This window comes from Brevibacterium sp. HMSC08F02 (assembly GCF_001807555.1).
Classification (GTDB): domain Bacteria; phylum Actinomycetota; class Actinomycetes; order Actinomycetales; family Brevibacteriaceae; genus Brevibacterium; species Brevibacterium ravenspurgense.
In genome coordinates this window covers 233,680-255,581 of the sequence record NZ_KV789361.1, presented here as the reverse complement: position 1 = coordinate 255,581, position 21,902 = coordinate 233,680, and the positions used below count along the sequence as shown (strand labels likewise).

Annotated in this window: 19 protein-coding genes; 9 read left to right on the top strand and 10 right to left on the bottom strand. The window is 61.3% G+C overall.

All coding sequences use genetic code 11. The annotated features are described in order from the left end of the window. The first annotated feature begins 38 nt into the window (after positions 1-38). Positions 39-743 carry a lysophospholipid acyltransferase family protein gene (locus HMPREF3172_RS07445; RefSeq protein WP_070516536.1) on the top strand — a complete coding sequence of 235 codons (705 nt, stop codon included), beginning with the start codon at positions 39-41 and terminating at the stop codon, positions 741-743. Positions 744-932: 189 nt separating this feature from the next. Next, the gene (locus HMPREF3172_RS07440; RefSeq protein ID WP_019174972.1) at positions 933-1,499 is read left to right on the top strand and encodes a MerR family transcriptional regulator; all 567 of its coding nucleotides are present in this window, start codon (positions 933-935) and stop codon (positions 1,497-1,499) included. A 91-nt stretch (positions 1,500-1,590) separates the two neighbouring features. Here the strand turns inward: HMPREF3172_RS07440 and HMPREF3172_RS10770 are convergent, their stop codons facing one another. The 3 genes from HMPREF3172_RS10770 to HMPREF3172_RS07425 are packed head-to-tail and all read right to left on the bottom strand — an operon-like array spanning position 1,591 to position 7,087. Then, a complete protein-coding gene (locus HMPREF3172_RS10770; protein ID WP_070516534.1) occupies positions 1,591-2,913 on the bottom strand; it encodes an AAA family ATPase in 1,323 nt (440 codons plus the stop codon). A 26-nt stretch (positions 2,914-2,939) separates the two neighbouring features. Next, positions 2,940-5,972: an AAA family ATPase gene (locus HMPREF3172_RS07430; protein ID WP_070516532.1), complete on the bottom strand. Its 3,033-nt coding sequence runs from the start codon at positions 5,970-5,972 to the stop codon at positions 2,940-2,942. Next, positions 5,969-7,087, bottom strand: coding sequence for a metallophosphoesterase family protein (locus HMPREF3172_RS07425; RefSeq protein WP_070516530.1), 1,119 nt, complete (start codon positions 7,085-7,087; stop codon positions 5,969-5,971). The genes HMPREF3172_RS07430 and HMPREF3172_RS07425 overlap by 4 nt, the downstream gene beginning before the upstream one ends. Positions 7,088-7,226: 139 nt before the next feature. Here HMPREF3172_RS07425 and HMPREF3172_RS07420 point away from each other — a divergent pair, with 139 nt between their 5' ends. Genes HMPREF3172_RS07420 through HMPREF3172_RS07410 form a run of 3 tightly spaced genes read left to right on the top strand, consistent with a single transcriptional unit; the run spans position 7,227 to position 12,029 of the window. Next, positions 7,227-10,628 (top strand): pyruvate carboxylase, encoded by a 3,402-nt coding sequence (locus tag HMPREF3172_RS07420; RefSeq protein ID WP_070516527.1) that lies wholly within the window; start codon positions 7,227-7,229, stop codon positions 10,626-10,628. After that, positions 10,621-11,118 (top strand): peptide deformylase, encoded by a 498-nt coding sequence (locus HMPREF3172_RS07415; RefSeq protein WP_019174977.1) that lies wholly within the window; start codon positions 10,621-10,623, stop codon positions 11,116-11,118. Before HMPREF3172_RS07420 ends, HMPREF3172_RS07415 begins: the two co-directional genes overlap by 8 nt. A 53-nt stretch (positions 11,119-11,171) precedes the next feature. Continuing rightward, positions 11,172-12,029 carry a 3-hydroxybutyryl-CoA dehydrogenase gene (locus HMPREF3172_RS07410; RefSeq protein ID WP_176746139.1) on the top strand — a complete coding sequence of 286 codons (858 nt, stop codon included), beginning with the start codon at positions 11,172-11,174 and terminating at the stop codon, positions 12,027-12,029. Positions 12,030-12,100: 71 nt separating this feature from the next. On the opposite strand, the gene HMPREF3172_RS07405 is transcribed toward HMPREF3172_RS07410, so the two are convergent. Then, positions 12,101-13,324, bottom strand: coding sequence for an aspartate aminotransferase type Ic (locus tag HMPREF3172_RS07405; protein ID WP_256173295.1), 1,224 nt, complete (start codon positions 13,322-13,324; stop codon positions 12,101-12,103). Positions 13,325-13,489: 165 nt separating this feature from the next. Between HMPREF3172_RS07405 and HMPREF3172_RS07400 the strand changes: the two genes are divergently transcribed. The 3 genes from HMPREF3172_RS07400 to HMPREF3172_RS07390 are packed head-to-tail and all read left to right on the top strand — an operon-like array spanning position 13,490 to position 16,052. Then, entirely contained in the window at positions 13,490-14,566 is a 1,077-nt protein-coding gene (locus HMPREF3172_RS07400; protein WP_070516523.1) for an Ldh family oxidoreductase, read from the top strand. After that, positions 14,566-15,345, top strand: coding sequence for a class I SAM-dependent methyltransferase (locus HMPREF3172_RS07395; RefSeq protein ID WP_070516522.1), 780 nt, complete (start codon positions 14,566-14,568; stop codon positions 15,343-15,345). The genes HMPREF3172_RS07400 and HMPREF3172_RS07395 overlap by 1 nt, the downstream gene beginning before the upstream one ends. Continuing rightward, entirely contained in the window at positions 15,342-16,052 is a 711-nt protein-coding gene (locus HMPREF3172_RS07390) for a DUF429 domain-containing protein (RefSeq protein WP_070516520.1), read from the top strand. Before HMPREF3172_RS07395 ends, HMPREF3172_RS07390 begins: the two co-directional genes overlap by 4 nt. Before the next feature lie 15 nt (positions 16,053-16,067). On the opposite strand, the gene HMPREF3172_RS07385 is transcribed toward HMPREF3172_RS07390, so the two are convergent. From HMPREF3172_RS07385 to HMPREF3172_RS07360, 6 genes are all read right to left on the bottom strand, one after another. Then, a complete protein-coding gene (locus tag HMPREF3172_RS07385; RefSeq protein WP_256173293.1) occupies positions 16,068-16,511 on the bottom strand; it encodes a hypothetical protein in 444 nt (147 codons plus the stop codon). Next, positions 16,498-17,637 carry a DUF3238 domain-containing protein gene (locus HMPREF3172_RS07380; RefSeq protein ID WP_256173292.1) on the bottom strand — a complete coding sequence of 380 codons (1,140 nt, stop codon included), beginning with the start codon at positions 17,635-17,637 and terminating at the stop codon, positions 16,498-16,500. The genes HMPREF3172_RS07385 and HMPREF3172_RS07380 overlap by 14 nt, the downstream gene beginning before the upstream one ends. Before the next feature lie 660 nt (positions 17,638-18,297). Then, complete coding sequence (locus tag HMPREF3172_RS07375; protein WP_061942808.1) at positions 18,298-19,062, bottom strand: TSUP family transporter; 765 nt, start codon at positions 19,060-19,062, stop codon at positions 18,298-18,300. 213 nt (positions 19,063-19,275) lie between these two features. Beyond that, positions 19,276-20,076 (bottom strand): septal ring lytic transglycosylase RlpA family protein, encoded by an 801-nt coding sequence (locus tag HMPREF3172_RS10585; RefSeq protein ID WP_070516514.1) that lies wholly within the window; start codon positions 20,074-20,076, stop codon positions 19,276-19,278. A gap of 113 nt (positions 20,077-20,189) precedes the next feature. Then, entirely contained in the window at positions 20,190-20,867 is a 678-nt protein-coding gene (locus HMPREF3172_RS10580) for a septal ring lytic transglycosylase RlpA family protein (RefSeq protein WP_218078933.1), read from the bottom strand. A 70-nt stretch (positions 20,868-20,937) separates the two neighbouring features. After that, positions 20,938-21,357: a hypothetical protein gene (locus HMPREF3172_RS07360; RefSeq protein ID WP_061942814.1), complete on the bottom strand. Its 420-nt coding sequence runs from the start codon at positions 21,355-21,357 to the stop codon at positions 20,938-20,940. A 113-nt stretch (positions 21,358-21,470) separates the two neighbouring features. On the opposite strand from HMPREF3172_RS07360, the gene HMPREF3172_RS07355 reads away from it, so the two are divergent. Beyond that, a complete protein-coding gene (locus tag HMPREF3172_RS07355) occupies positions 21,471-21,812 on the top strand; it encodes an RNA polymerase-binding protein RbpA (protein ID WP_070516512.1) in 342 nt (113 codons plus the stop codon). Positions 21,813-21,902: the final 90 nt, after the last annotated feature.

Here is a 21,902-nt window from a genome sequence, read left to right as displayed (position 1 = left end):
AAGCGCAAACAAGCGCGGTGCGTCCCGAAAGGCTCTGAGTGTTCTACTGGCTGCTTAAGCGGATCTTCGTCGGTCCGCTTCTCAAGGCTCTTTTTCGTCCCTGGGTTCGCGGCCTCGAGAACATACCGGCTGAGGGCGGGGCGATCATCGCCGGAAATCACCTTTCGTTTGTCGATTCAATCTTCACGCCGCTCGTTGCACCGCGTCCCGTGGTCTACCTGGCTAAGAAGGACTACTTCATGGGGCGCGGAATCACCGGCTTCTTCACCAAGTGGTTCTTCAAGGCCACGAACCAACTCCCCATGGACCGAGGCGGAGGATCCGCTTCCGAGGCGTCGCTGCAGGCCGGTCTGAAAGTGCTCAAGAGCGGGGCTCTCCTGGGCATCTACCCGGAGGGCACACGCAGTCCCGACGGGAAGCTCTACCGCGGTCGTACCGGCGTTGCCCGCCTGGTTCTCGAGGCTGGTGTGCCGGTCATTCCGGTTGCTGTCATCGGCACGGACAAGGTGCTCAAAACCGGTTCCGTCATCCCCAAGCTGCGCCGTGTGGGCGTGGTGTTCGGTGAGCCGATGGACTTCAGCCGCTATCAGGATCTTGAGCACGACAGGTTCCTGCTGCGTTCGATCACCGATGAGGTGATGTACGAGATTCTGCGCCTGTCCGGGCAGCAGTACGAAGACAAGTACGCTTCCACGGTGAAAACCAGGCTGCTTGCGGAAAAGCAGCCCGAACGGGAAGGCTGAGCACAGTTTCGATTCCTAGGATAACGACGACACGCAGAAACGTTATCTTCTAAATGTTTGAAACGACTCCGCCCAGCACATAGGTTCTTCTTGAAGGCAGCCCCGGGCTCGTGTCTGTCCTATGCGGTAAACTCAGAGGACTTCGACAACGTGCCCTTACTTCCCCCAGGGGTCTAAGGAGGAGATGGCGTGAGCCACTCAACAGAAGAATCGGTCAAGCCGATTCCGCGCGCAGCCCAAGGGCTGCTTTTTGACGACGATCTTCCGGAGCTCGACGAAGACGCGGGCTACCGCGGTCCCACGGTGTGCCGTGTCGTTGACATCACGTACCGTCAGCTCGACTACTGGGCACGCACGGACCTCGTCGTTCCCTCTATTCGCACTGCAACCGGATCGGGTTCGCAGCGCCTGTATTCTTTCCGCGACATTCTGGTGCTCAAGGTCATCAAGCGCCTTCTTGATACCGGGGTCGCCCTTAACCAGATTCGCACCGCCGTGGGACACCTGCGCGAACACGGAATCGATGATCTCTCGCGCATCACCCTGATGAGCGACGGCGCGTCGGTGTTTGAGTGCACGTCCGCTGATGAAGTCGTTGACCTCGTCCAGGGCGGTCAGGGCGTGTTCGGCATCGCCGTCGGCCAGGTATGGCGTGAAGTCGAAGGAACACTGTCTGAACTTCCCAGCGAAAGGCCCGAACAGGCACAGCTGCCGATTGACGAACTCGCACTTCGGAGGGCGCGCAAGTCAAGCTGATTTGCGCCCTGGGGGACTGAAGGCCTGATACACAGAGGCGGCCAGGAGAACATCTCCTGGCCGCCTCTGTTGTGCTGTGTCTGGGTGTGCGTCAGTCTGCGCGCCTCTGGCGAAGTTCACGACGGCTGGGGTATGTGCCGTCGGGGCGCGGGCCGGTCAGCTTCGCGGGTTCGGACTTATCTGTCTGCGCTGTCTGTTCCGCCGGCTGGGTCTTTTCAGCCTGGCCTTTCGCCTTGGCGGTTTCAGCTGGCTTTTCGGCGGCGGGTTTCTGGCTTGGGCCAGGTTTCGTCGCAGGATCGCGTTTTTCTGCTGTACCGGGCTTTGCTGCGGGTGCGGCCTTGTCGGCCGGCTGGTTTTCCCGCTTGGCGGAGGTGTCTGCGGGTGCGGACTTGTCGGCCGGTCGGTTTTTCGGCTTGGCGGAGGTGCCGGCGGGTGGGGGGCCTACGCTCTGCGTCTGCGGTTCAGCGGGGCTGGAAGGCGCAGTGTTCGTGTCCTTGGGCTTTTCGACCTTTGACCCGGTTGTCTGGGCCTGCGAACCAGCATCAGTGCTCTGCGGCTGCTGCTGCGGTGGTGTGTTCGCAGTCGGCGATGCCGGCGCTGCAGAGGGTTCTTCAGCGGGGCGTCGTCCCCGAATGTTTTCGCTGCGCAGCGCACGATCGAGAATCTTGTCAAAAGCGCGAGCAAGTTCGCTGGCGGGACGCCCAGGCCACTGGTGAATCGGTCGGGCAGAACCCTGTGCCTGCTGCAGAACAGTGCGTTCGGGAAGCGGCGGGTTGATCACCAGCGGCCCGAACATGTCCTTGAGTTCGTTGATGCGGAAGCTGTGTTCGCGCGACGACGGACGCACGCGGTTAAGCGCAATGCCCAGAGGCTGCAGGTCTTTGGCTGTGCGCTTGCGCAGTTCATCTGAGGCGCGCAGTGCACGATCAGCCGCAGCGACAGAGAACAGACCGGGTTCAGTGACGACGAGAACCCGGTTGCTGGCTGTCCAGGCCGTGCGCGTAAGGCCGTTGAGCGATGGTGGGCAGTCGATGATGACCAGTCTGTAAACGTCGGACACCCTGTCAAGTGCATCGCGCAGCCTCTTGAGATAGCGCTCTGACAGACTGGGGCGATCGAATTCGGCGGCACGCGGTGAGCCGGGGATGACGTCGAGCCGGCTGGACCCCTTGTCGGTCCATCCGCTGGGCACCATCGCTTCGCGTGCGAGCTTTGATTTCGGTGCGGCAAGGACATCCGCGATGTCCAGCGGCGTGGAAATCGGGACGTCGAGCCCCGTCGATGCGTCAGCCTGGGGGTCCATGTCGACCACGAGGGTCGGGATTCCGCGGCTCTGCGCGGCAGAAGCCAGGCCGAGAGTTACCGACGTCTTGCCGACGCCGCCTTTGAGACTGGAAATACTGAGGACAAGCACAGTTCCACGTTATCCGATTCTGCTGCTTACATGCTGGAGGCGCCCGGGGAATCTTTCAGCCCGGAGGTGTGGATGCTGGAACCGGCAGGACCCGGGTCGACGATGATCTTTGCCGGTATTGCCCGCTGCATGGATTCGACGTGGGAGATAACCCCGAGACAGCGACCTCCCGTGCGCAGCTCATCGAGCACGGTGAGCACCGCGTCCAGTGAATCGGGGTCGAGGCTGCCGAAGCCTTCGTCAATGAAGAGGGTGTCCAGACGAAGGCCCCCTGCCGTTTCAGCCACTGTGTCAGCCAGGCCGAGTGCCAAAGCCAGTGCGGCCATGAATGACTCGCCACCCGACAGGGAACGGGGATCACGCTCGCTTTCGGAAAACGCATCGTGGATGACGAGGCTGAGTCCCGCTTTGCGTTCCTTTCTCTGCCCAAGAGGATTCACTGACAGACGGTATCGCCCGCTGGTCATGGCGCTGAGTCGGTCTGAGGCGCTGCGTGTGACCGCTTCGAACAGTCCTAGAAGCGCGAACGAGCTCAAAGGCAGCTTCGAATGCTGCGCTGTGCCGCGTACAAGGTCCGACAATTGGACTTCTTCTTTCAGCCGATCAATTGCGCGGCGCTCATGATCGGATTCGGCTGTGAAGCGCTCGAGGAGTCTTTCCAGGGAATTCAGACGGTCGGCGACGACAGCTAGGCGCTGGTGCAGCCGCTGTGACTGCTGAGCCCAGGTGTCAGCGGCAGCGGCTGCCTCCGCGGCGCGATCATGACATTCCTGTGCGCTGGGCAGCGTCTGAGCTTCCGCGAACCAGTCGCTGTTTCGGTTTTCATGCAGTTTGGTTTTCCGGTATTCATTCGCCGTCAGCACGTTTTCGAGCTGCTCGGCATCGGAAGCCGCCGCCTTCTCAAGCTGGTGGTCATCCGCAAATGCGGATGCTTCGAGCTGGGCGGCGTAGTCAGCCGCACGCTGGGTGAACTCGCGCTCGGCGCGCTGCACGTGGTCTTCGGCAGTCTGCAGCTTGCGGATGAGCGACATCCGTCTGCTGAGGGCCTCGGCAACGGCGGATGCAGCCTCGGCAGTGTCCGGGACCTCGACCCCTGCGGCGCGGATGTCGGGAGCGAAAACGGAATCATGCGTCTGTGACATGGCATCCATCTGCGAGTCAGCATCCGTAAAGCGCTCCCTGGCCGCATCGGTCTGCTGCTGCGCGGTTGTCAGCCGTTCGTGAGCAGATGCCAAGCGCAGAGCCGCGCGTTCTGCTGCCCCCTTGAGTTTCTGCTGAACTTCGCGTCCGCGTTGCAGTTCAGCGGCGGCTTTGTCCAAAGCCCCCCGAGCTTCGTCGGGGTCGGTGAACTTCGCATTCTGCACGGCCTCTTCCGCGGCAGCCAGCTGCGCTTGGGCCGATGAAACGGCAGTGCGTGCCTCGTCGAGTGCCGTTTGCGCCCGATCAGCTGCTCGTTCGGCCCGTTCTTCTGCATCCCGTGAGTTCTCTGCGCCCGCCGCCCTGGCCGGACTCGGGTGTTCTTCCGATCCGCACACTGGGCATGCGTGTCCTTGACGCAGGTCCCGGGCAAGTTCAGACGCTATTGCGCTCAGACGCAGGCCCCGGACTTTCCGAAAGTGCTCTGTCGCATCACGTACGGTGTCTTCACGCTCGCGCAGCACCGCCTGTGCGCTCTGGACGAGGTCCTGCATTTCAGCGTGTCGCCTGTGGGCATTGAGCGCACTGTCGGCGTGCGTCGCGATGTCTTGGTGTTCGGCTTCGAGCTTGGCGAGATCGGGTGCTTCCGCGAGTTCGTTCTGCGCCGCCGTGTCGGCTTGGGCGGCTTCGGTGTGGGCCGCTTGGGCTTTCTTCAGCTCTTCGTGCGCGGCCTCGAGCGCTTCTCGGCATCGTCTGCTCTCAGCTTCGAGCGCTTCCCGCCTGCGCAGACTGCGGGCCAGGCTGCCTGCTGCGGAGTAAGCGGTGTTTGTGACGGATTCGCACTGTGCGAGATCCTCAACCTGGCCTAGTGAAGCTTTCAGTTCTTCCTGTGCCCGTTCGTGTTGCTGTTGAGCATCTGAAAGCGCTCGGTGAGCTTTTCTCTGTTCGCGCAGGCTCGGCATGATGCGATCCGCCGCTTTCTTGCGTTCGAGTTCGCAGCGGGCGGCCTCGACAGCCTCCCGCTGGTTCTCATGCTCAGCTTCCAACCGCCGGTGCTCTTCGAGAGCCTCGGATTTTACGGCGGCGCTTTTCAGTTCTTGGGCACGGTTGTTGTGAAGCTCAAGGCTTTCATCAGCGGTTCTGGCAGCGATGGTCGCTGTTTCTGCGTGCTCGACTGCAGCTGTTTTCGCAGCAGCCAGAAAAGCGACGACGTCAACGAATCCCGGCCGTTGGTCGTCTGGCACTGCCAGGCGGTCGAGACACTGTTCAGCTGCGGTCTTCATGACATCGCAGCGGTGCCGCATGATGTCGTCGAGTTTCTGCCTTGCGTCTTGTGACCGCTGTTGGAACCAGTCTTCGACGGAGCTGAAGCGCTCTGTTCCGAACAGCTTGCGCAGCAGGGGTTCTCGCTCAGCTGTGTCAGCTCTGAGGAAGGCCGTGAATTCTCCCTGGGGGAGCAGCACGATTTTGGTGAACTGCTCTGCTGTGAGGCCTATGACCGGTGCGAGGGCTTCGCCCACCTGGCGGCTGCCGGAAGCCACGGGCGTCCAATCCTTACCGCGCTGTTCAAACAGATATGCCCGCGGCTTTTCTTTCGTCGTGCCTTCGCCGCGCAGTTTTGGTCGGTCGTAGCTTGGGCTGCGTTCAACTTTCCACCTGCGTCCGTCCGCTGTGAAATCGAGCACGACGGTCGTGGGCGTGTCGGGACCGGCGTAGGTGGAACGCAGTTCGCCTGCATCATTGCGCACACCGGGAACACGGCCGAACAGGGCAAACGTGACAGCGTCGAGGATGGTGGTCTTGCCCGACCCCGTGGGGCCGGAAATGAGGAACAGGCCGTCGTCGGCAAGGGTGTCAAAGTCGACCGTCTGGCGTTGGCTGAAGGCACCGAAGCCTTCCACGGACAGCGTGTGGAATTTCATCGAGTCCGCTCCTGAGCCCACTGCATCGCGTTGGCGAACAGTTCACGTTCGGATTCCGAAGGGGGTCGACCGGCGGCTGCTCTGCAGAACTGCGCGAACACCTCGGCGTCGTCAATAGTCTCTTTTTTCCTGCCCCGTGGCGCCGTAGTCTGCACGAGGTTGATCCACTGGACGCTGAGCAGCTGCGGAAATGCTTTCCGGAGTGAGTCCAAAGCGCCCTGCGGGACCGTGGTGTTGGTCAGCCGCACCTCGACCGCGTGGTCCTGGTAAACGGGTGCTTTTACCAGCAGCTGATCGACGCTGCCCGTAAGAGAAGCGATCGGAAGGATCTCGGGGATCGTCACAGAATCGATCGCTCCGGACCGGGTGTCGTACAGCCACATGAGCTTGTTTGTGCCGGCCTCGGAAAAGGAATAGGGGAGGGGCGAACCCGAATACCGCACGTTCGGTGCGACGGTCTGTGGGCGGTGCAGGTGGCCGAGGGCGGCATAGTCAGCCCACGTGAAGAGGTCCGCTTCCGCCCTGCCCACACCTCCGATCTCAATTGATCTTTCGGAATCGCTGGGTTCGGCACCGGCGATGAATCCGTGTGCCATGACGATCGCCGTGTGGTCCGGACAGTGCTGCGCACGGTGGGCGAGTATGCGCCCTATTGCTGCATTGAGAACTGCGCTGTGTGTGCGCGAGGTGTCGAAGACGCCGCTGACGAGGGCAGGCTCCAAGTAGGGGATTCCGTATACGACTGTGCGGTCGCCGTCGTCGCCGAGCACAACGGGTCGTTCAATGTCGGAAAGGGACGTGCGAATGTACAGCCCGGAGGATTCCATGAGTCGGCGGCCGACCCCCAGCCTTTGGTGGGAGTCGTGATTGCCGCTGGTCAACACTGCGACTGCACCGGTGTCTAAGACCCGAGCCATCGTGGTTTCGTAGGCCTCCAGAGCGTCCAGCGGCGGAACGGCCCGGTCGAAGACATCGCCGGAGACAAGCAGCACATCAGCCGAGCTGCTTTTGATGGTCTCAATGAGGAAGTCGGCGTACTCAAGGAAGTGCGGAACGGTGTTCATGCCGTGGAACGTCCGTCCGATGTGCCAGTCCGAAGTGTGAAGGATCCGCATGGGCACAAGCGTAGAGGGTGGCACGGACATAGACCTGTGCAAGCCGCATGACGGAGATCACTACCGCATTCGGTACAGTAGTTCAGACACAAACTGGAGGCCGCCCTTTAAGGGGCACAACCGGAATAGAGCTTGCCTGATGTTCAAGAAAGTCCTGGTAGCCAACCGCGGTGAAATCGCGGTGCGCGCATTCCGCGCAGCCTACGAACTCGGCGCGTCCACAGTCGCCGTCTTCCCCTACGAAGACCGCAACTCGGAGCACCGCCTCAAGGCTGACGAAGCGTACATGATCGGAGACGAAGGGCACCCGGTTCGGGCGTACCTCAACGTCGACGAGATCATTCGCGTGGCCAAGGAATCCGGAGCAGACGCCGTTTACCCCGGTTACGGGTTCCTGTCGGAAAACCCGGAACTTGCTCGTGCCTGCGACCGCGAGGGAATCACCTTCATCGGCCCGCGTGCCGATGTGCTCCAGATGGCCGGCAACAAGGTTGAGGCCATCGCCGCAGCACGCGAAGCGGGAGTTCCCACGCTCGATGCAACCCCGGCATCGACTGACCTCGACGAACTGCTCGAAGCCGCTGAGAACATGGAGTTCCCGCTGTTCGTCAAGGCAGTTGCCGGCGGCGGCGGTCGCGGTATGCGCCGTGTTGACAACCGCACCGAACTGGTTGAGGCCGCAAAGATCGCCATGCGCGAAGGCGAAGGTGCGTTCGGCAACCCGACCGTCTACATTGAGCAGGCCGTTCAGCGGCCCCGCCACATCGAAGTCCAGGTTCTGGCTGACAACGACTCGAACGCCGTTCACCTGTTCGAACGCGACTGCTCTATCCAGCGTCGCCACCAGAAGGTCGTCGAAATCGCCCCCGCGCCGAACCTCGACCCGGAAATCGCAAGCGCAATGCACGACGCTGCGCTGCAGTTCGCCCGTTCGATCGGCTACCAGAACGCCGGAACCGTCGAGTTCCTGCTGGAAACCGCCGGCCCGCGCGCAGGCAAGTTCGCCTTCATCGAAATGAACCCGCGCATCCAGGTTGAGCACACGATCACGGAAGAGATCACCGATGTCGACCTCGTGCAGGCGCAGATGCGCATTGCCGCGGGCACAAGCCTGGAAGAACTCGGCCTGACTCAGGACAAGATCAGCTACAAGGGTGCGGCCGTGCAGTGCCGCATCACTACGGAAGACCCCGCAAACTCCTTCCGCCCGGACACAGGAACGATCACCGCGTACCGTTCGGCCGGCGGTGCGGGTGTCCGGCTGGACGGCGGCACCGTCTACGCGGGTGCCGAGGTTTCGGCCCACTTCGACTCGATGCTCGTCAAGTGCACCGCACGAGGTGCCACGTACGACGTTGCGGTCAACCGCCAGCGTCGCGCACTTGCCGAATTCCGCATCCGCGGTGTCGCATCGAACATCGGCTTCCTCCGGGCTGTTCTCGACGACCCCGCGTTCATTCGCGGTGACCTGTCGACCAACTTCATTGAAGAGCGTCCCCACCTGCTGGAAGCACGCGTGGGCGCTGACCGCGGTTCGAAGGTCCTCGAATACCTCGCCGACGTGACCGTCAACCAGCCCTACGGCCCGTCACCGGTTGACCTCAAGCCCTCTGAAAAGCTCCCGCAGCTGGAACTTTCCGAAGAAACACCCGCGTCATCGCGCAACAGCCTCCTGGAACTCGGCCCCGAGGGCTGGGCAAAGGCTCTGCGTGATGCCAAGGAACTCAAGGTGACTGACACCTCGTTCCGTGACGCCCACCAGTCGCTTCTGGCGACCCGTGTGCGCACCCGTGACCTCGAAGCTGTCGCACCGTACATCGCCCGGATGCTGCCCGAACTGCTCTCGGTAGAAGCATGGGGCGGCGCCACCTACGACGTCGCGCTGCGCTTCCTCGCGGAAGACCCGTGGGAACGTCTGGAGAAGCTGCGCTCGGCCATGCCGAACACCAACCTCCAGATGCTGCTGCGCGGCCGCAACACCGTCGGCTACACGCCCTACCCGACCGAAGTGACCGACGCCTTCGTCGACGAATCCGCCCGCACCGGCATCGACGTGTTCCGCATCTTCGACGCCCTCAATGACGTCGAACAGATGCGCCCGGCAATTGAGGCTGTCCGCGGCACCGGCAAGGCAGTGGCCGAAGTCGCGCTGTGCTACACCTCGGATCTTCTCAACCCGAAGGAAGAGGTCTACACCCTCGACTACTACCTGAGCCTTGCAGAGCAGATCGTCGAAGCCGGCGCCCACGTCCTCGCAATCAAGGACATGGCAGGCCTGCTGCGCCCCGCCGCAGCCACCAAGCTGGTCACCGCGCTGCGCAGCGAGTTCGACCTGCCGCTGCACCTGCACACCCACGACACCGCCGGCGGTCAGCTGGCCACCCTCCTGGCCGCATCGGAAGCCGGCGTGGACGCTGTTGACGCAGCCTCCGCATCGATGGCCGGCACCACGAGCCAGCCGCCCATGTCGGCACTCGTGGCAGCCCTCGAGCACACCGAGCGCGACACCGGCCTCAACCTGGCCAACGTGCAGGACCTCGAACCGTACTGGGAGGCCGTGCGCAACGTCTACAAGCCGTTCGAATCCGGTCTGCCGGGACCGACGGGTCGCGTCTACCGCCACGAAATCCCCGGCGGCCAGCTGTCGAACCTGCGCCAGCAGGCAGTTGCACTCGGCCTGGGCGAGCGCTTCGAAGAAGTCGAGCTCATGTACGAAGCAGCCGACAAGATCCTGGGCCACCTGGTAAAGGTGACTCCCTCCTCGAAGGTTGTCGGCGACCTCGCACTGCACCTCGTCGCAGTCAACGCCGACCCCAAGGAATTCGCGGAGAACCCCCAGAGCTTCGACATCCCGGACTCCGTCATCGGGTTCCTCAGCGGTGACCTCGGCGACCCGCCGGCAGGCTGGCCCGAGCCGTTCCGCACCAAGGCGCTGGAAGGCCGCAAGCACGTCAAGCCTGCTGAGCACCTTGAGGCGCACGAAGCTGAGCTCCTGCGCGAGCCCGGCAAGACCCGCCAGGACACGCTCAACCGTCTGCTGTTCCCGCAGCCGACCAAGGAATACGGCCGCATGATCGACCAGTACGGCGACCTGTCGGTGCTGGAGACGAACGAATTCCTGTACGGCGTGCGTGAAGGTCACGAACACTCCGTCGTCATCGAAAAGGGCAAGGCTCTGCTCGTCGGCATCCAGGCGATCTCCTCGCCGGATGAACGGGGTATGCGCAACGTCATGGCAACGCTCAACGGCCAGCTGCGCCCGCTGTCGATCCGCGACCGTTCGGTTGACGTTGACATCGCGGTTGCAGAACGCGCCGACGAATCCAACCCGGGTCACGTGGCCAGCCCGTTCGCGGGTGTCGTCACCCTCCAGGTTGCCGAAGGCGACAAGGTCAAGGCAGGCCAGACGGTCGCCACGATCGAAGCGATGAAGATGGAAGCCTCCATCACGGCGACGATCGACGGCACCGTGTCGCGTGTGGCCATCGAACCTGTCGCGCAGCTTGAGGGTGGCGACCTCGTGGTGGTCATCGATGGCTGAACGAGCCATCAGGCTCTTCGGAGATCCCGTCTTGCGCACTGAGTGCCGGCCCGTCACCGAATTCGGGCCGGCAACTCGGGCGCTGGCGCAAGACCTCATCGACTCGTCGCTGCCCGACGGCCGTGCCGCCGTGGCAGCGCCCCAGATTGGGGTTGCCCTTCGAGCCTTCGGCTATGACGTCGACGGCCGCACCGGTGCGATCTTCAACCCCGAGATCATCGAAACGTCGGGCGAGAAGCGCGACATCGGCGAAGGCTGCCTGTCGATCCCGGGTCTGCAGTTTCCCACCCCTCGCTGGGAATATGCGGCCGTGAAGGGCTTCGACGCTGACGGCAACCCGGTCGAACTGCGCGGTGATGGGGTGTTCGCGCAGATGCTCCAGCACGAAACAGACCACCTGAACGGCGTTGTGTACGTTCAGACACTGCCCGGGCCACGGCGGAAAGAGGCGATGAAGCAGATTCGCAATTCCGCTTGGTTCGGCAGCTGAAATCGGCGGCGGCCCGTAAGGGGTCGCCGCCTTTCGTCTTCGAAAGGAGAATAATGGAAATCACGAAAGCAGGTGTCATCGGCTCCGGCCTCATGGGCTCGGGCATTGCCGAGGTCCTCGCTCGTTCGGGTCTGGACGTCGTCGTCCGGGACATCAGCGACGAAGCTGTCGCAGCCGGCCGCGGCCGGATCGAAAAGTCCTTCGCCAAGGGCGTTGAGCGCGGCAAGCTCAGCCAGGAAGACGCCGACGCGGCTCTCGGCCGCCTGACCTTCACAACTGATCTGCAGGCCATGGCCGACCGTCAGCTGGTCATCGAAGCCGCCAGTGAAAACGAAGAGATCAAGAAGTCGATCTTCTCTGAACTCGACGGCATCGTCACCGACAAGAACGCGATTCTTGCGTCCAATACTTCGTCCATGCCGATCATCCGCTTCGCGCAGGTGACCTCACGTCCGGAGCGGGTTCTCGGTCTGCACTTCTTCAACCCCGCACCGGTGCAGCCGCTTGTCGAAATCATCAGCTCCGTGCTGACTGATCCGGAGGTTGCAAACACGATTGAGAAGTTCTCGATTGACGTTCTGGGCAAGAAGCCCATCCGCTCGGACGACCGCCCCGGCTTCATCGTCAACGCTCTGCTCATCCCGTACCTTTTCGCCGCCATCCGCATGTACGAAGCCGGTCACGCGACGAAGGAAGACATTGACAACGGCATGATGAACGGTGCCGCCCACCCCATGGGTCCGCTCACGCTTGCTGACCTCATCGGGCTGGACACGTGCCTGTTCGTCGGCCAGTCGATCTATGAAGAAACCGGTGCTGCCGCCGACAAGCCGCCGGTCCTGCTGTCGCGCATGGTCGACGGGGGACTGCTCGGTCGGAAGTCCGGCCGCGGTTTCTACGACTACCGCTGATTGGGGAACAGAACGAACGAGGCGGAGCTCACCAAAGTGAGCTCCGCCTCGTTCTTTCTTGGGGGGAGGGTTCAGCCGAGTTCGGCTGCGGCCAGGCGCACGCAGGCGACCAGGCCTTCGGCTGCGGCGGTGACGTCTTCGAGGCTCGGCATTGAGGGCGCGATCCGGATGTAGGCGTCGTTGGGGTCAAGCCCGTGCGGGTGGGTGGAGCCTGCGGGGGTGAGAGCTACACCGGCTTCGGCCGCGTACTTCACAACCTTTGAGGCGGTGCCGTTGGGGACGCGCAGGGTGATGAAGTAGCCGCCGTTCGGCTGCGTCCATGACGCGATGTCGGAACTCAGACCGTTTTCAAGCGCGGTGAGCACGGCTTCGAACTTCGGGCGGATGATCTCGGCGTGGCGGCGCATGTGTTCGCGAACGCCGTCGGCATCGCGGAAGAACCGCAGGTGGCGCAGCTGGTTGATCTTGTCCGGGCCGATCATGGCGGCCCCCATGTGGGTGCGGTACCACTCGATGACGGCGGGGGAGCTGGCGAAGAACGCCACACCCGCGCCGGCGAAGGTCATCTTCGATGTCGAGGCGTAGATCCAGGGGCGGTCGGGGTGGCCTGCTTCGGCGCACAGGGACAGGATGTCGACCATGGGTGCCTGGTTGTCATCTGACAGGTGGTGCAGGCCGTAGGCGTTGTCCCACAGGAGGGTGAAGTCGTCTGCTGCCGCCTTGATTTCAGCGAGTTCGCGGGCCCTGGCTTCGCTGATCGATGTGCCGGTCGGGTTGGAGTACATGGGTACGAGCCACATGGCGCGGACATCTGGGTCTGCCACATAGCGGCGGACGTCGTCCATGACGGGTCCTTCATCGTCCGTGCGGATTGCGATGAGCTCGTAGCCGAGGGCTTCTGCCAACTGGAAATGGCGGTCGTAGCCGGGAACGGGGCAGAGGATCTTGGCGTTCGTCCACGGGGCACCTGCGGGGGTGCCGTAGCGCTTGGCGAAGTCCAGGGTCATGTACTCAAGCGTCAAAGATGACGAACCCTGCGCCAAGATCTGCTCGGTGGGCACCTTGTAGAGCTCACCGAAGATTTCGCGGAGTTCCTTCAGTCCGTCAAGGCCGCCGTAGTTGCGCGTGTCGATTCCCGAAGGCGAGGTGAAGTCGTCACCCGTGACGTTCGTCAGCAGATCAGCCGACAGGTCAAGCTGTTCGGGTGCCGGCTTGCCTCGGGTGATGTCGAGATTGAGGCCGCGAGCGGCGAACGCGCGGTAGTCAGCCTGTGCCTGCTCAAGGGAAACGTCCATCATGGCCTTTCTGGTTCTTAAGAAGAAAACCCAGGATATATACACTCTCGGTTCATTTTAGGCTCCCATTGGTACGCCGCAGACACCGGATAGGCTGGGTCGCAGCGAACCGACACACACGGCACGTGTGCCGCTTGAATCAACCCCAGCTGAGGAAGGCCTCCTATGCGTCGTTACACCCCGCAGTCCGTCAAAGAGCAGATCTTCACTGGGCTGAAAGCCTTTGGACTGGCAGAAGACCAGGCGCAGGTGTGCACAGAGATCATGTTTGCCACCGACCTGTCGGGAGTCGACTCCCACGGCATTTCGATGCTTCCCCTGTACTGGCAGGAGATCTCCGACGGCACCCTGAATGAAAAGGCCGAACAGCGCCTGGTTCACCAGTTCGGTGCGGTTTCGGTTTTTAACGCCGACCATGGCTTCGGTCATCCGGTGAGCGTGCGCGCGATGGACGCAGCAATCGAAGCAGCAGAGAAGTTCGGAGTGGGCATCGGGTCGGTGCGCAATGCGAATCACTTCGGGGCTGCCGGACAGTATGTCCTGCGAGCTGCTCGCAGGGGCATGGTGGGCATTGCCACGTGTTCGACGCGCTCGGCCATGCAGAAGCCGACCGGGGCCAAGCATGCGCTCATGGGAACGAATCCGATTGCCTTCGCACACCCAGTGAAGGACGAAGAGCCCATTTTCGTTGACATGGCCACCACCGTTGTGCCCGGCAACAAGGTCAAGGTCTACGCCTACGCGGATGAGCCTCTCGCCGGTGAATGGGCAACTGACGGCAATGGTGAGGTTGTCACGGACGGCATGGAGGTCTACAACGCTCTTTTGAGCCCGGAAAGCTCCGACATTGGGCTTCTTCCGGTTGGCGGCAACAGCGCCGGTGGGCACAAGGGCTACGCGCTTGCCACGATGGTGCAGCTGCTCTCGGCTGCCCTGTCCGGTTCCGACCAGCCGGGTGATGTTGCCGGACGCCAGTCGATTGGCTACTTCTTCTTGGCGATTGATCCTCGCGCATTCGGAGAAGGTGCGGACGCCGAAGAGTACGCACGCGTTCTGCGGGACACCCTGCGCGGTATGGAGCCCGTTGACCCGGACGAACCCGTGCAGGTTGCCGGTGATCCTGAGCACCGCTCGGTCGAGGATCGCTCCGTCAACGGCATTCCCATTTCGGACGGCATGGTGCAGGCGATCCGTGAAACTGTCGAGGACGCCGGGGCGGAATTCATTCTGACTGAGGCCTGATGGCAAGCCCGAAGATTCGCCGCGATGCTAAAGGACGCGGCACTCTGTTCGGTGCTTCGGCATACGAGTACGAGCGCATTCGACCCGGCTATCCCGATACGGCCGTTCGCGCTGTCTCTGACCGCGCACTGGCTGCAGCAGCCGCCGAGGACGGGGGAGAGGTGCCCGCTGATCCTGCGGGACTTCGGGTGCTCGACGTTGGTTCCGGTACCGGGAAATACGGTCGGGCGCTTGCGGCGCGTGGCTTTGACGTTCACGCAGCCGATCCGGACTCGGCGCTCTTGGAGATCAACCCTCTGCCGTCGACAACCGCTCGGGCAGAACAGCTGCCCTTTGCTGATGCATCGTTCGACCTCGTAGTGTCTGCTCAAGCGTGGCACTGGTTTGATGCCGAGGCGGCCTCAGCGGAGTTCGCGAGGGTTCTCAAACCCGGGGGAGTGGCGGCCATAGTTCTCAACCAGCTCGATGTGCGGGTTGACTGGGTTCTACGACTGTCACGCATCATGCACGCCGGTGATGTCTATCGCCCGCAGTGGCGGCCCGAGCTTCGAGCAGGTTTCGGTACGGTCGAAGCGCGCATTGATGAGTTCAGTGTGCCGATGACGATTGACGACACGGTTGCGCTGACAGCAACGCGTACGTACTGGCTGCGCTCAAATGACACGGTCCGCGCGCGTGTCGAGGGCAACCTGCGCGGCTATTTGACCGAAGAACATCCGGTGAGTGAGCCGTTTGATCTTCCGTACATGTGTTTGACGTACATGGCGCAGAAGCAATGACAGTGTTTATTGCTGGGGTCGACCTGGCTTCACAGACTGCCCAGACAGGTCTTGCGGTTGTGTCTGCTGACTCCTCAGCGCTTCGAGTTGAGCAGCTCGAGGTCGGTGCTGACGACAGCGCCATCATCGAAGCCATCCGGCAGTCGGTGAAGACCGGGGTCGATGTGCCGCTCGGCTGGCCGGACAGGTTCGTTGACCTGGTCAGTGCTCACCACGCTGGTGGGCCGCAGCAGTGTGCTGACTGGCGGACAGAGGCGGTTCTCCGTATGACGGACAGGGTCCTCAAGGACGATTTCGGTCTGCGCCCGCTGAGTGTGTCAACTGACAGGATCGCATATCCGGCACTGCGGTGGAGCGGCATTGAAGCGCAGCTGAAGCTATTGGGGATCGACACGGCGCGCGATGGTTCAGGGCGGATCTGCGAGGTCTATCCGGCAGGTTTCCTCTTCCAACACGGGCTTAAGCACCGTGGATACAAAGGCGCGGCGGGCGCCCAGGTGAGAGAAGAGATTCTGAGGTCCCTCCGCCTCGTCATGAGTGACGAGCACGCAGATCTCTGTGTGGCAGATGACAATGCGCTCGATGCTGTTCTCGCCGCTGTGTCAGCGCACACGGTGGTGACGGGCAAAGCTTATGGGCCGCCGGAAGAGCAAAGGCAGACGGCGCTGCGCGAAGGCTGGATTTGGATTCCATTCGCCGACGGGTGATGCATGTCTGGTGATCTACTCAGTGACGAGGGCTGCTACAACCATCGAGATGAAGAACGATGACCATGCTTCGCCCGTGAGAATGAAGAAGTAGAAAATCCTCATGAATATATCGCTCACTGCATGGCTCACGCTCATGTGAATCTGGGCCTGAATTAAGGCATCGATCTGTGCGAGCAGGGCGTTCGAGAGAATGAACACAATGGCCGCAATGGTGGCAGTTTTGGCGATGCGAGCCATTTCTCTTTCGCGTCCCCAGGTGCCGACTGCGACGACCAGGGTCATGAGACCGGCGGCAACGACAGGCGGCCATCGGTGGCCCTCCGGGATGTTCAGATACGCGGCGAACCCAAAGCTGTAAAGTACCTGTAGTGCGAATCCGCCCGCCAGAGCACTGACCATAATGAAACGGCGTCGCGCCGATAGCCCAGAGCTGTGCGGTCGATCAATAGTTTCCATAACCCACCATCTGCGCCTCTGGGCAGGCCCAACGAACCAGGCACGCAGCACTTGCGTACTTTCGCTTGTAGACAGTCTTCCACTTACCGGTGGTTGAGGATACATACACCTCGTGATTCGGCATTTGACGATGGCTGCCAGAAATAATCCTGTAGGAGCCATTTTTAGTGACCGTGATCGTAAAAGCGCCCTGAATCGAGTTGTGCTTGCAAAATGGGTTTCCCGCTTTTAACCTGAAGCGAAGATCGACAGCTGACTTTGTCTTTCCGAGTTGCTTAATCGACATGTCCTTGGTAGATGCCGTCTTCGTAGCTACAAGCTTGCCCTTGGAATTGTATACTTTCGTTGCGCCTATTTTATTGGAACTGCTAACGAGCCCACGGCCGTCCCACCGTACATTCGCAGTCATACTCGTGCGAGACGTCCCAGAACTGGCATTGTAGCCCCGGTTATCCCCACCGAATTTGTACCCGCTCAGACTGCGGTAGCTACCGCAACCTACTAGCGGTGCGCTGAGCTTTGCCTGCGGAATGAATGTCCGATATCGCACAGTCGATCCCTTACGCGCGGCCATTGCATTAATTTTGGTGTTGTATTCCGCTGCCTCTGCCACTAGGTCCGGGGAGTCAGGAACGATGACGTCGAATCCATGAATTGTCGCCTCTTCGGAGGTAGGAAGAGCTGTCCCCTCAGGGACAACGGTCTCCACACGATAGTGATAAATTGCGCCTGGCGAAGTGTTCGAGTCTCGGAAAGACCGTTCAGACGTTTCTGCAAGCAGTTCGTTGTCGCGAAACACGGCATACCTTCGTATGGTGTCGACGCCCTCCCAGGAAAGATCAACTTGCTCTGTGTCGACTACCGCGAGTGCTCCATGCGCCGCGAGAGAAGCGTCGACGATCACTGTTTTATCGCCTTTAAATGTGCCTATTTGCACCCCATCTTCGATGTCGGAACTTGGCGTACCGTTACGTGTCAAACTCTTTACGGAGTCCATACCACCGATGACAAGATCGTGTCTGAACAGTGCGTCGAGCGTGTACTCAGCATCTCGGACCTGCACGCCTTCTGCTTGCACGGGCAGGACCATGTTCGCCACAAACGCGCCCGTTGCTAGTGCAGACACAAACGTCCACACAATTCTTCTTTGCGGAATCATGAACTCTTCACCTCCGGATGTTCACGGCACACGGGGCTATGTCGAGGGCCATGATTGCTTAATTTTGCCAAGCTGCGGCCTCCTTATATCCCATCGCCTCAACGTCTGAATTGTCACCCGAGAATACGACAGCTCTCGCGACAATGGAATACCCTGCTGAAAGCGTAGTCATCCGCGTTGCTCAGACCGCAGTGCGGTGAACGAATCCGTGATTCCGATACTTACCGGTTAGTAAGCCTGCAAAAATGTGTATCCACAAGGGTGGATGGGTCCCAGTTAGCTATCCGCGACGATGATACGAGTTGAGTTTCCGGTCCCAGACTTTGTCGAAGGGGTAGGACAGCGATGCCACCACCTGCCGAAGTTTTCTGAGTTGCGAGGGTCCTCAAGCCCGGGCGTTACGACCTTACGACCGTAGTTGTCAGCGAAATCGTTGTGCTGGTCGACCGGGTTTTCGGCTTTCACGTACTATCCACGTTTGTGATGGCTTACGCTTACAGTGTCCGCCGGAACTTGGAGCCGACTTTGGTGCGGTTGGAGGGCGGATCGATGAGATCAGTGCGCCGATGGCGACTGGCAATATGGTCGCACCGACTATTGTGAGTGTAGGTAAGCCAGGGGAGCGGCTCAGGCGAAGAACTGGTCGTAGGTGAGTTTGCCCGCCATGATGACGACAACGCAGAGAATCACGATGCGGACGAAGCCGGCGCCGCGACCGAGCACCATGCGCGCGCCAATGCGGGCGCCGATGATGTTCGTTACGGCGAGGCCCAGGCCCAGCAGCCACAGGACATCACCGCGCAGCCCGAACACAATGAGCGCGCCGAGATTGGTAGCGACGTTGAGGACCTTCGCCCAGGCTGCACTTGTCATAAAATCTCCGCGCATGAGCGCCGTGAGAGACATGATGAAGAACAGGCCGGTGCCGGGCCCGAATGCGCCGTCGTAGATGCCGATGGCCAGAATGATCGCTGCACCTGCTGTCCACGAGCGCTTTGACATAATGCGCGGCTCGCTGTCACGGCCAAAGGATGGGCGCAGCAGGACGAAGAAGCCGACGGCAACGAGGACGACGATGATGATCGGCCGCATGATGTGCTGATCAACGCTGGCAGCGATGAGCGCGCCGATGGCCGCGCCGACCAGAGCCAGGGGAGCCCAGCGCAGAGCGCCAAGAGCGTTTGGAACGCGGCGAGCGAGAGTAATGGCGGCACTCGTTGTGCCGAAAACCGCGGCGAGCTTGTTGGTGCCAAGTGCCTGAGCGTTCGTCAGTCCCGGAGCCATGATCATGATGAGCGGCAGCAGAATGAGTCCGCCACCGCCGACAACGGCGTCAATCCATCCGGCGGCGAGAGAGCCTGCGAGGAGCACGGTGATGACTGTCATCGACATCGGGGAAGCGGCCTCTCAATCTTTACTTAACATAATGTATATTATCGGCGCTTATGGCAAAGATGGCGTCACAGGACTGTTTCGCTGGCGAAGTCTCTGAGCTCACACCGGATTGTCTGCTTGCTGTGCCGGACACAGCGCACACTGCGCTTAGCCTGCCATGACATACAGAAAGCGGCGCACTGTGCTGCGCCGCTTTCTGTATGCGTTATGTCAGAGAACCTGCCACTTGACGGTAGCGACTCCGTCGCCGCCGATCTGGTTCATTGCGGCGGTGGAAAGGTCCAGGCAGCGATTGCCGTGGTACGGTCCGCGGTCATTGATGCGGACGGTGACAGACTTTCCGTTGCTTGTATTCGTGACCTTGACGCGACTGTTGAACGGCAGCGTTTTGTGTGCTGCGGTCATTGCGTTGCGGTTGAACCGTTCGCCGTTGGCGGTCTGCCTGCCATGGAAACCGTCACCCTGGCCGTAGGTCGAAGCTGGGCACGAACCGGCCTTGCCCGATGCCTTTGTGTTCTTCGGCTTGCCGCTGTCGCTGGCAGCGGCACCTGAGCCGGCCTTGTTGCCGCTCTTCTTGGAGGTACTGCCGGACTTGCCGGAGCTGCCCGCGGAGTTCGAGCTGCCTGCACTGCCCGACTGGGTGTCTTCAGCCGGCTCTTCTTCCTTGACGGACAGAGAGCGCGCGCTGTCTTTCTGCTGCTTTTCGGCGTCCTTGGCAGCCTTTTCGGCAGCCGAGGTGTCGGGTGCGTCTGCTGCCGGAGCCGCATTCTGGGTGAACTGGGTCTGTTCTTCTTCTGCGCTTGGCGTTACAGCAAAGCCGGCTGCAACGATGCTTGCCGCAGCTGCGGTCGGTACGGCAATTGCTGCCAGGACCGGGCGGCGGCCTGCAGAGGCGAGAACTCCAGCGGCAGACTTCGGTTCGCTCGCGTAGCGCCCACGCTTGGACGAACGGCGAAAGAGGTCAAAAATGCTTCCGGAGGCCTTGGTGCCTTCAGCGCGGTGTTTGCTCACAGATCTTCCAATCGCAGATGAAAGTTTCGGAACGATAACGCAATGCTATATCAATTCGTAACGGAAAGGTAACGGAGCTGGGGTGTGTTTGAGCACGTTCCCGAAAGGGCGGTTTACAGCACCTGGTAGGAAACAGTGATGACGCCGGCTCCTGTTCCGCCAACAGCCTTCATTGCCGCGGTCGAAAGGTCGAGGCAACGGCCTGCAACGTACGGTCCGCGGTCATTGATGCGAACCGTGACGGACTTGCCGTTTGCCTTGTTCGTCACCTTTACGCGGCTGTTGAACGGCAGTGACTTGTGCGCGGCAGTGAGGTCGTTTGTGTTGAAACGCTCACCGGTGGCGGTCATCTGATCCTGCCAGTAGTACGAGGCCTTGCACGTGCCACCCGATCCGGATGCCTTGGTGTTGGCCTTTGGTTCAGACTTGCTGGACGCGCTCTTGCTTGATCCGCCCTTGCCAGAGGAGCTGTTGGCCTTCTCCCCCGCGTCCGATTCGGACTTTTCGGGTTCGGGCAGGGTCATGGAACCGGAAGCCTTCTTCTGTTCCTTTTCGGCCTTTGCCTGGGCGTCCTTCCGCTGTTTGTCGGCAGTGTCGTCTGTCGTTGCTTCGGGTGCTGCCTTGCTTTCGAAGGCCTGAGGTTCTTCTGCAGCTCCGGGAGCGGCGGCGAAACCGGCAGCCGTAATCGCAGCTGCTGCGGCAGTTGGAACCGCGATGGCTGCAAGAACCGGACGTCGGCGGCTGGCGCGCAGAATGTCGGATGCCCGCAGGGTCTTCGAAGCCTTCGGCACAGTGTCACCTCTCGTTGCGAATCTGTAACGAGAGGCAAGTTTAGGTAACAAACAGGTTACGAGGCAAGCTCTACGCGCGGTCCTCGTTGTGATCTGTGCCGGAAAAACGCCGCGCGGCAGACTTAGCTTTCGTGCGCGCTCCGGCAATTCCGCTCTTCACACCGTCGGTTGAAGCTCCGCTCATCTTTCCTATGCGTTCGACCGTCGTATCAATGCTGTCGCTGACCCTATCGATGAGTCCTCCGTCAACGGCTGCTGCACCCGCGGCTGTTTTTGCTGTGCGCGCTGCAGCTGATCCGGCGCTCTTGAGCCTCTCCCCTGCCGTTTTCGCCTGGCCGGCGAACTTGGACACTGACTGTGCCGTGCGCTCAGCGCGTGTGCGCGCTTTTAGATACGTCATATGGGCGCGTTTGAAGCTGGACTGTTCTTCTTTTGTCCACACGCCGTCGGGTTCGATCGGTTCGCGGTGCGTGCGCGGGGCGTCGTTCATACATGTGATTGTGGCACCTTGGCCTTAACGGGTCGTGTGTGCCTGGAATACTCGGCGGCGTTAGACTTGTTGTCTGCTTGAATACCCGCCCACCGAGTGAGAGGTTCAGTCACATGAGCGAACGCAGCCTGCGGGGCACCCAGCTTGGCTCCCGGTCCCTGGAATCGGAAGTCGGTGTCGAGCCGGCACCTCGTCAGCTTGTCGAATTCGTTTGCGAAGACGGCCACCGGTTCAAAGTTCCGTTCTCGACGGACGCAGATGTTCCGGACACGTGGGATTCCGGTACTCACGGCATCGGCATGCGCGTTGGTGTGTCCGAAGTCGAAGAAGAGGACGCTAAGCCGGCCCGCACTCACTGGGACATGCTCATGGAGCGCCGGTCGATGGAAGAGCTCCAGGTGATCCTGGAGGAGCGCCTGGCTATTCGCCGCGGCGAGAAGACCCCCGAGGTCTGACCGCCCGCCCGCTTAAACGTGTGAGGGCCCGAAGCAGGAATACTGCTTCGGGCCCTCTTCTGTTGGTCTGCTTCCCCGGCTGCGGCCGGG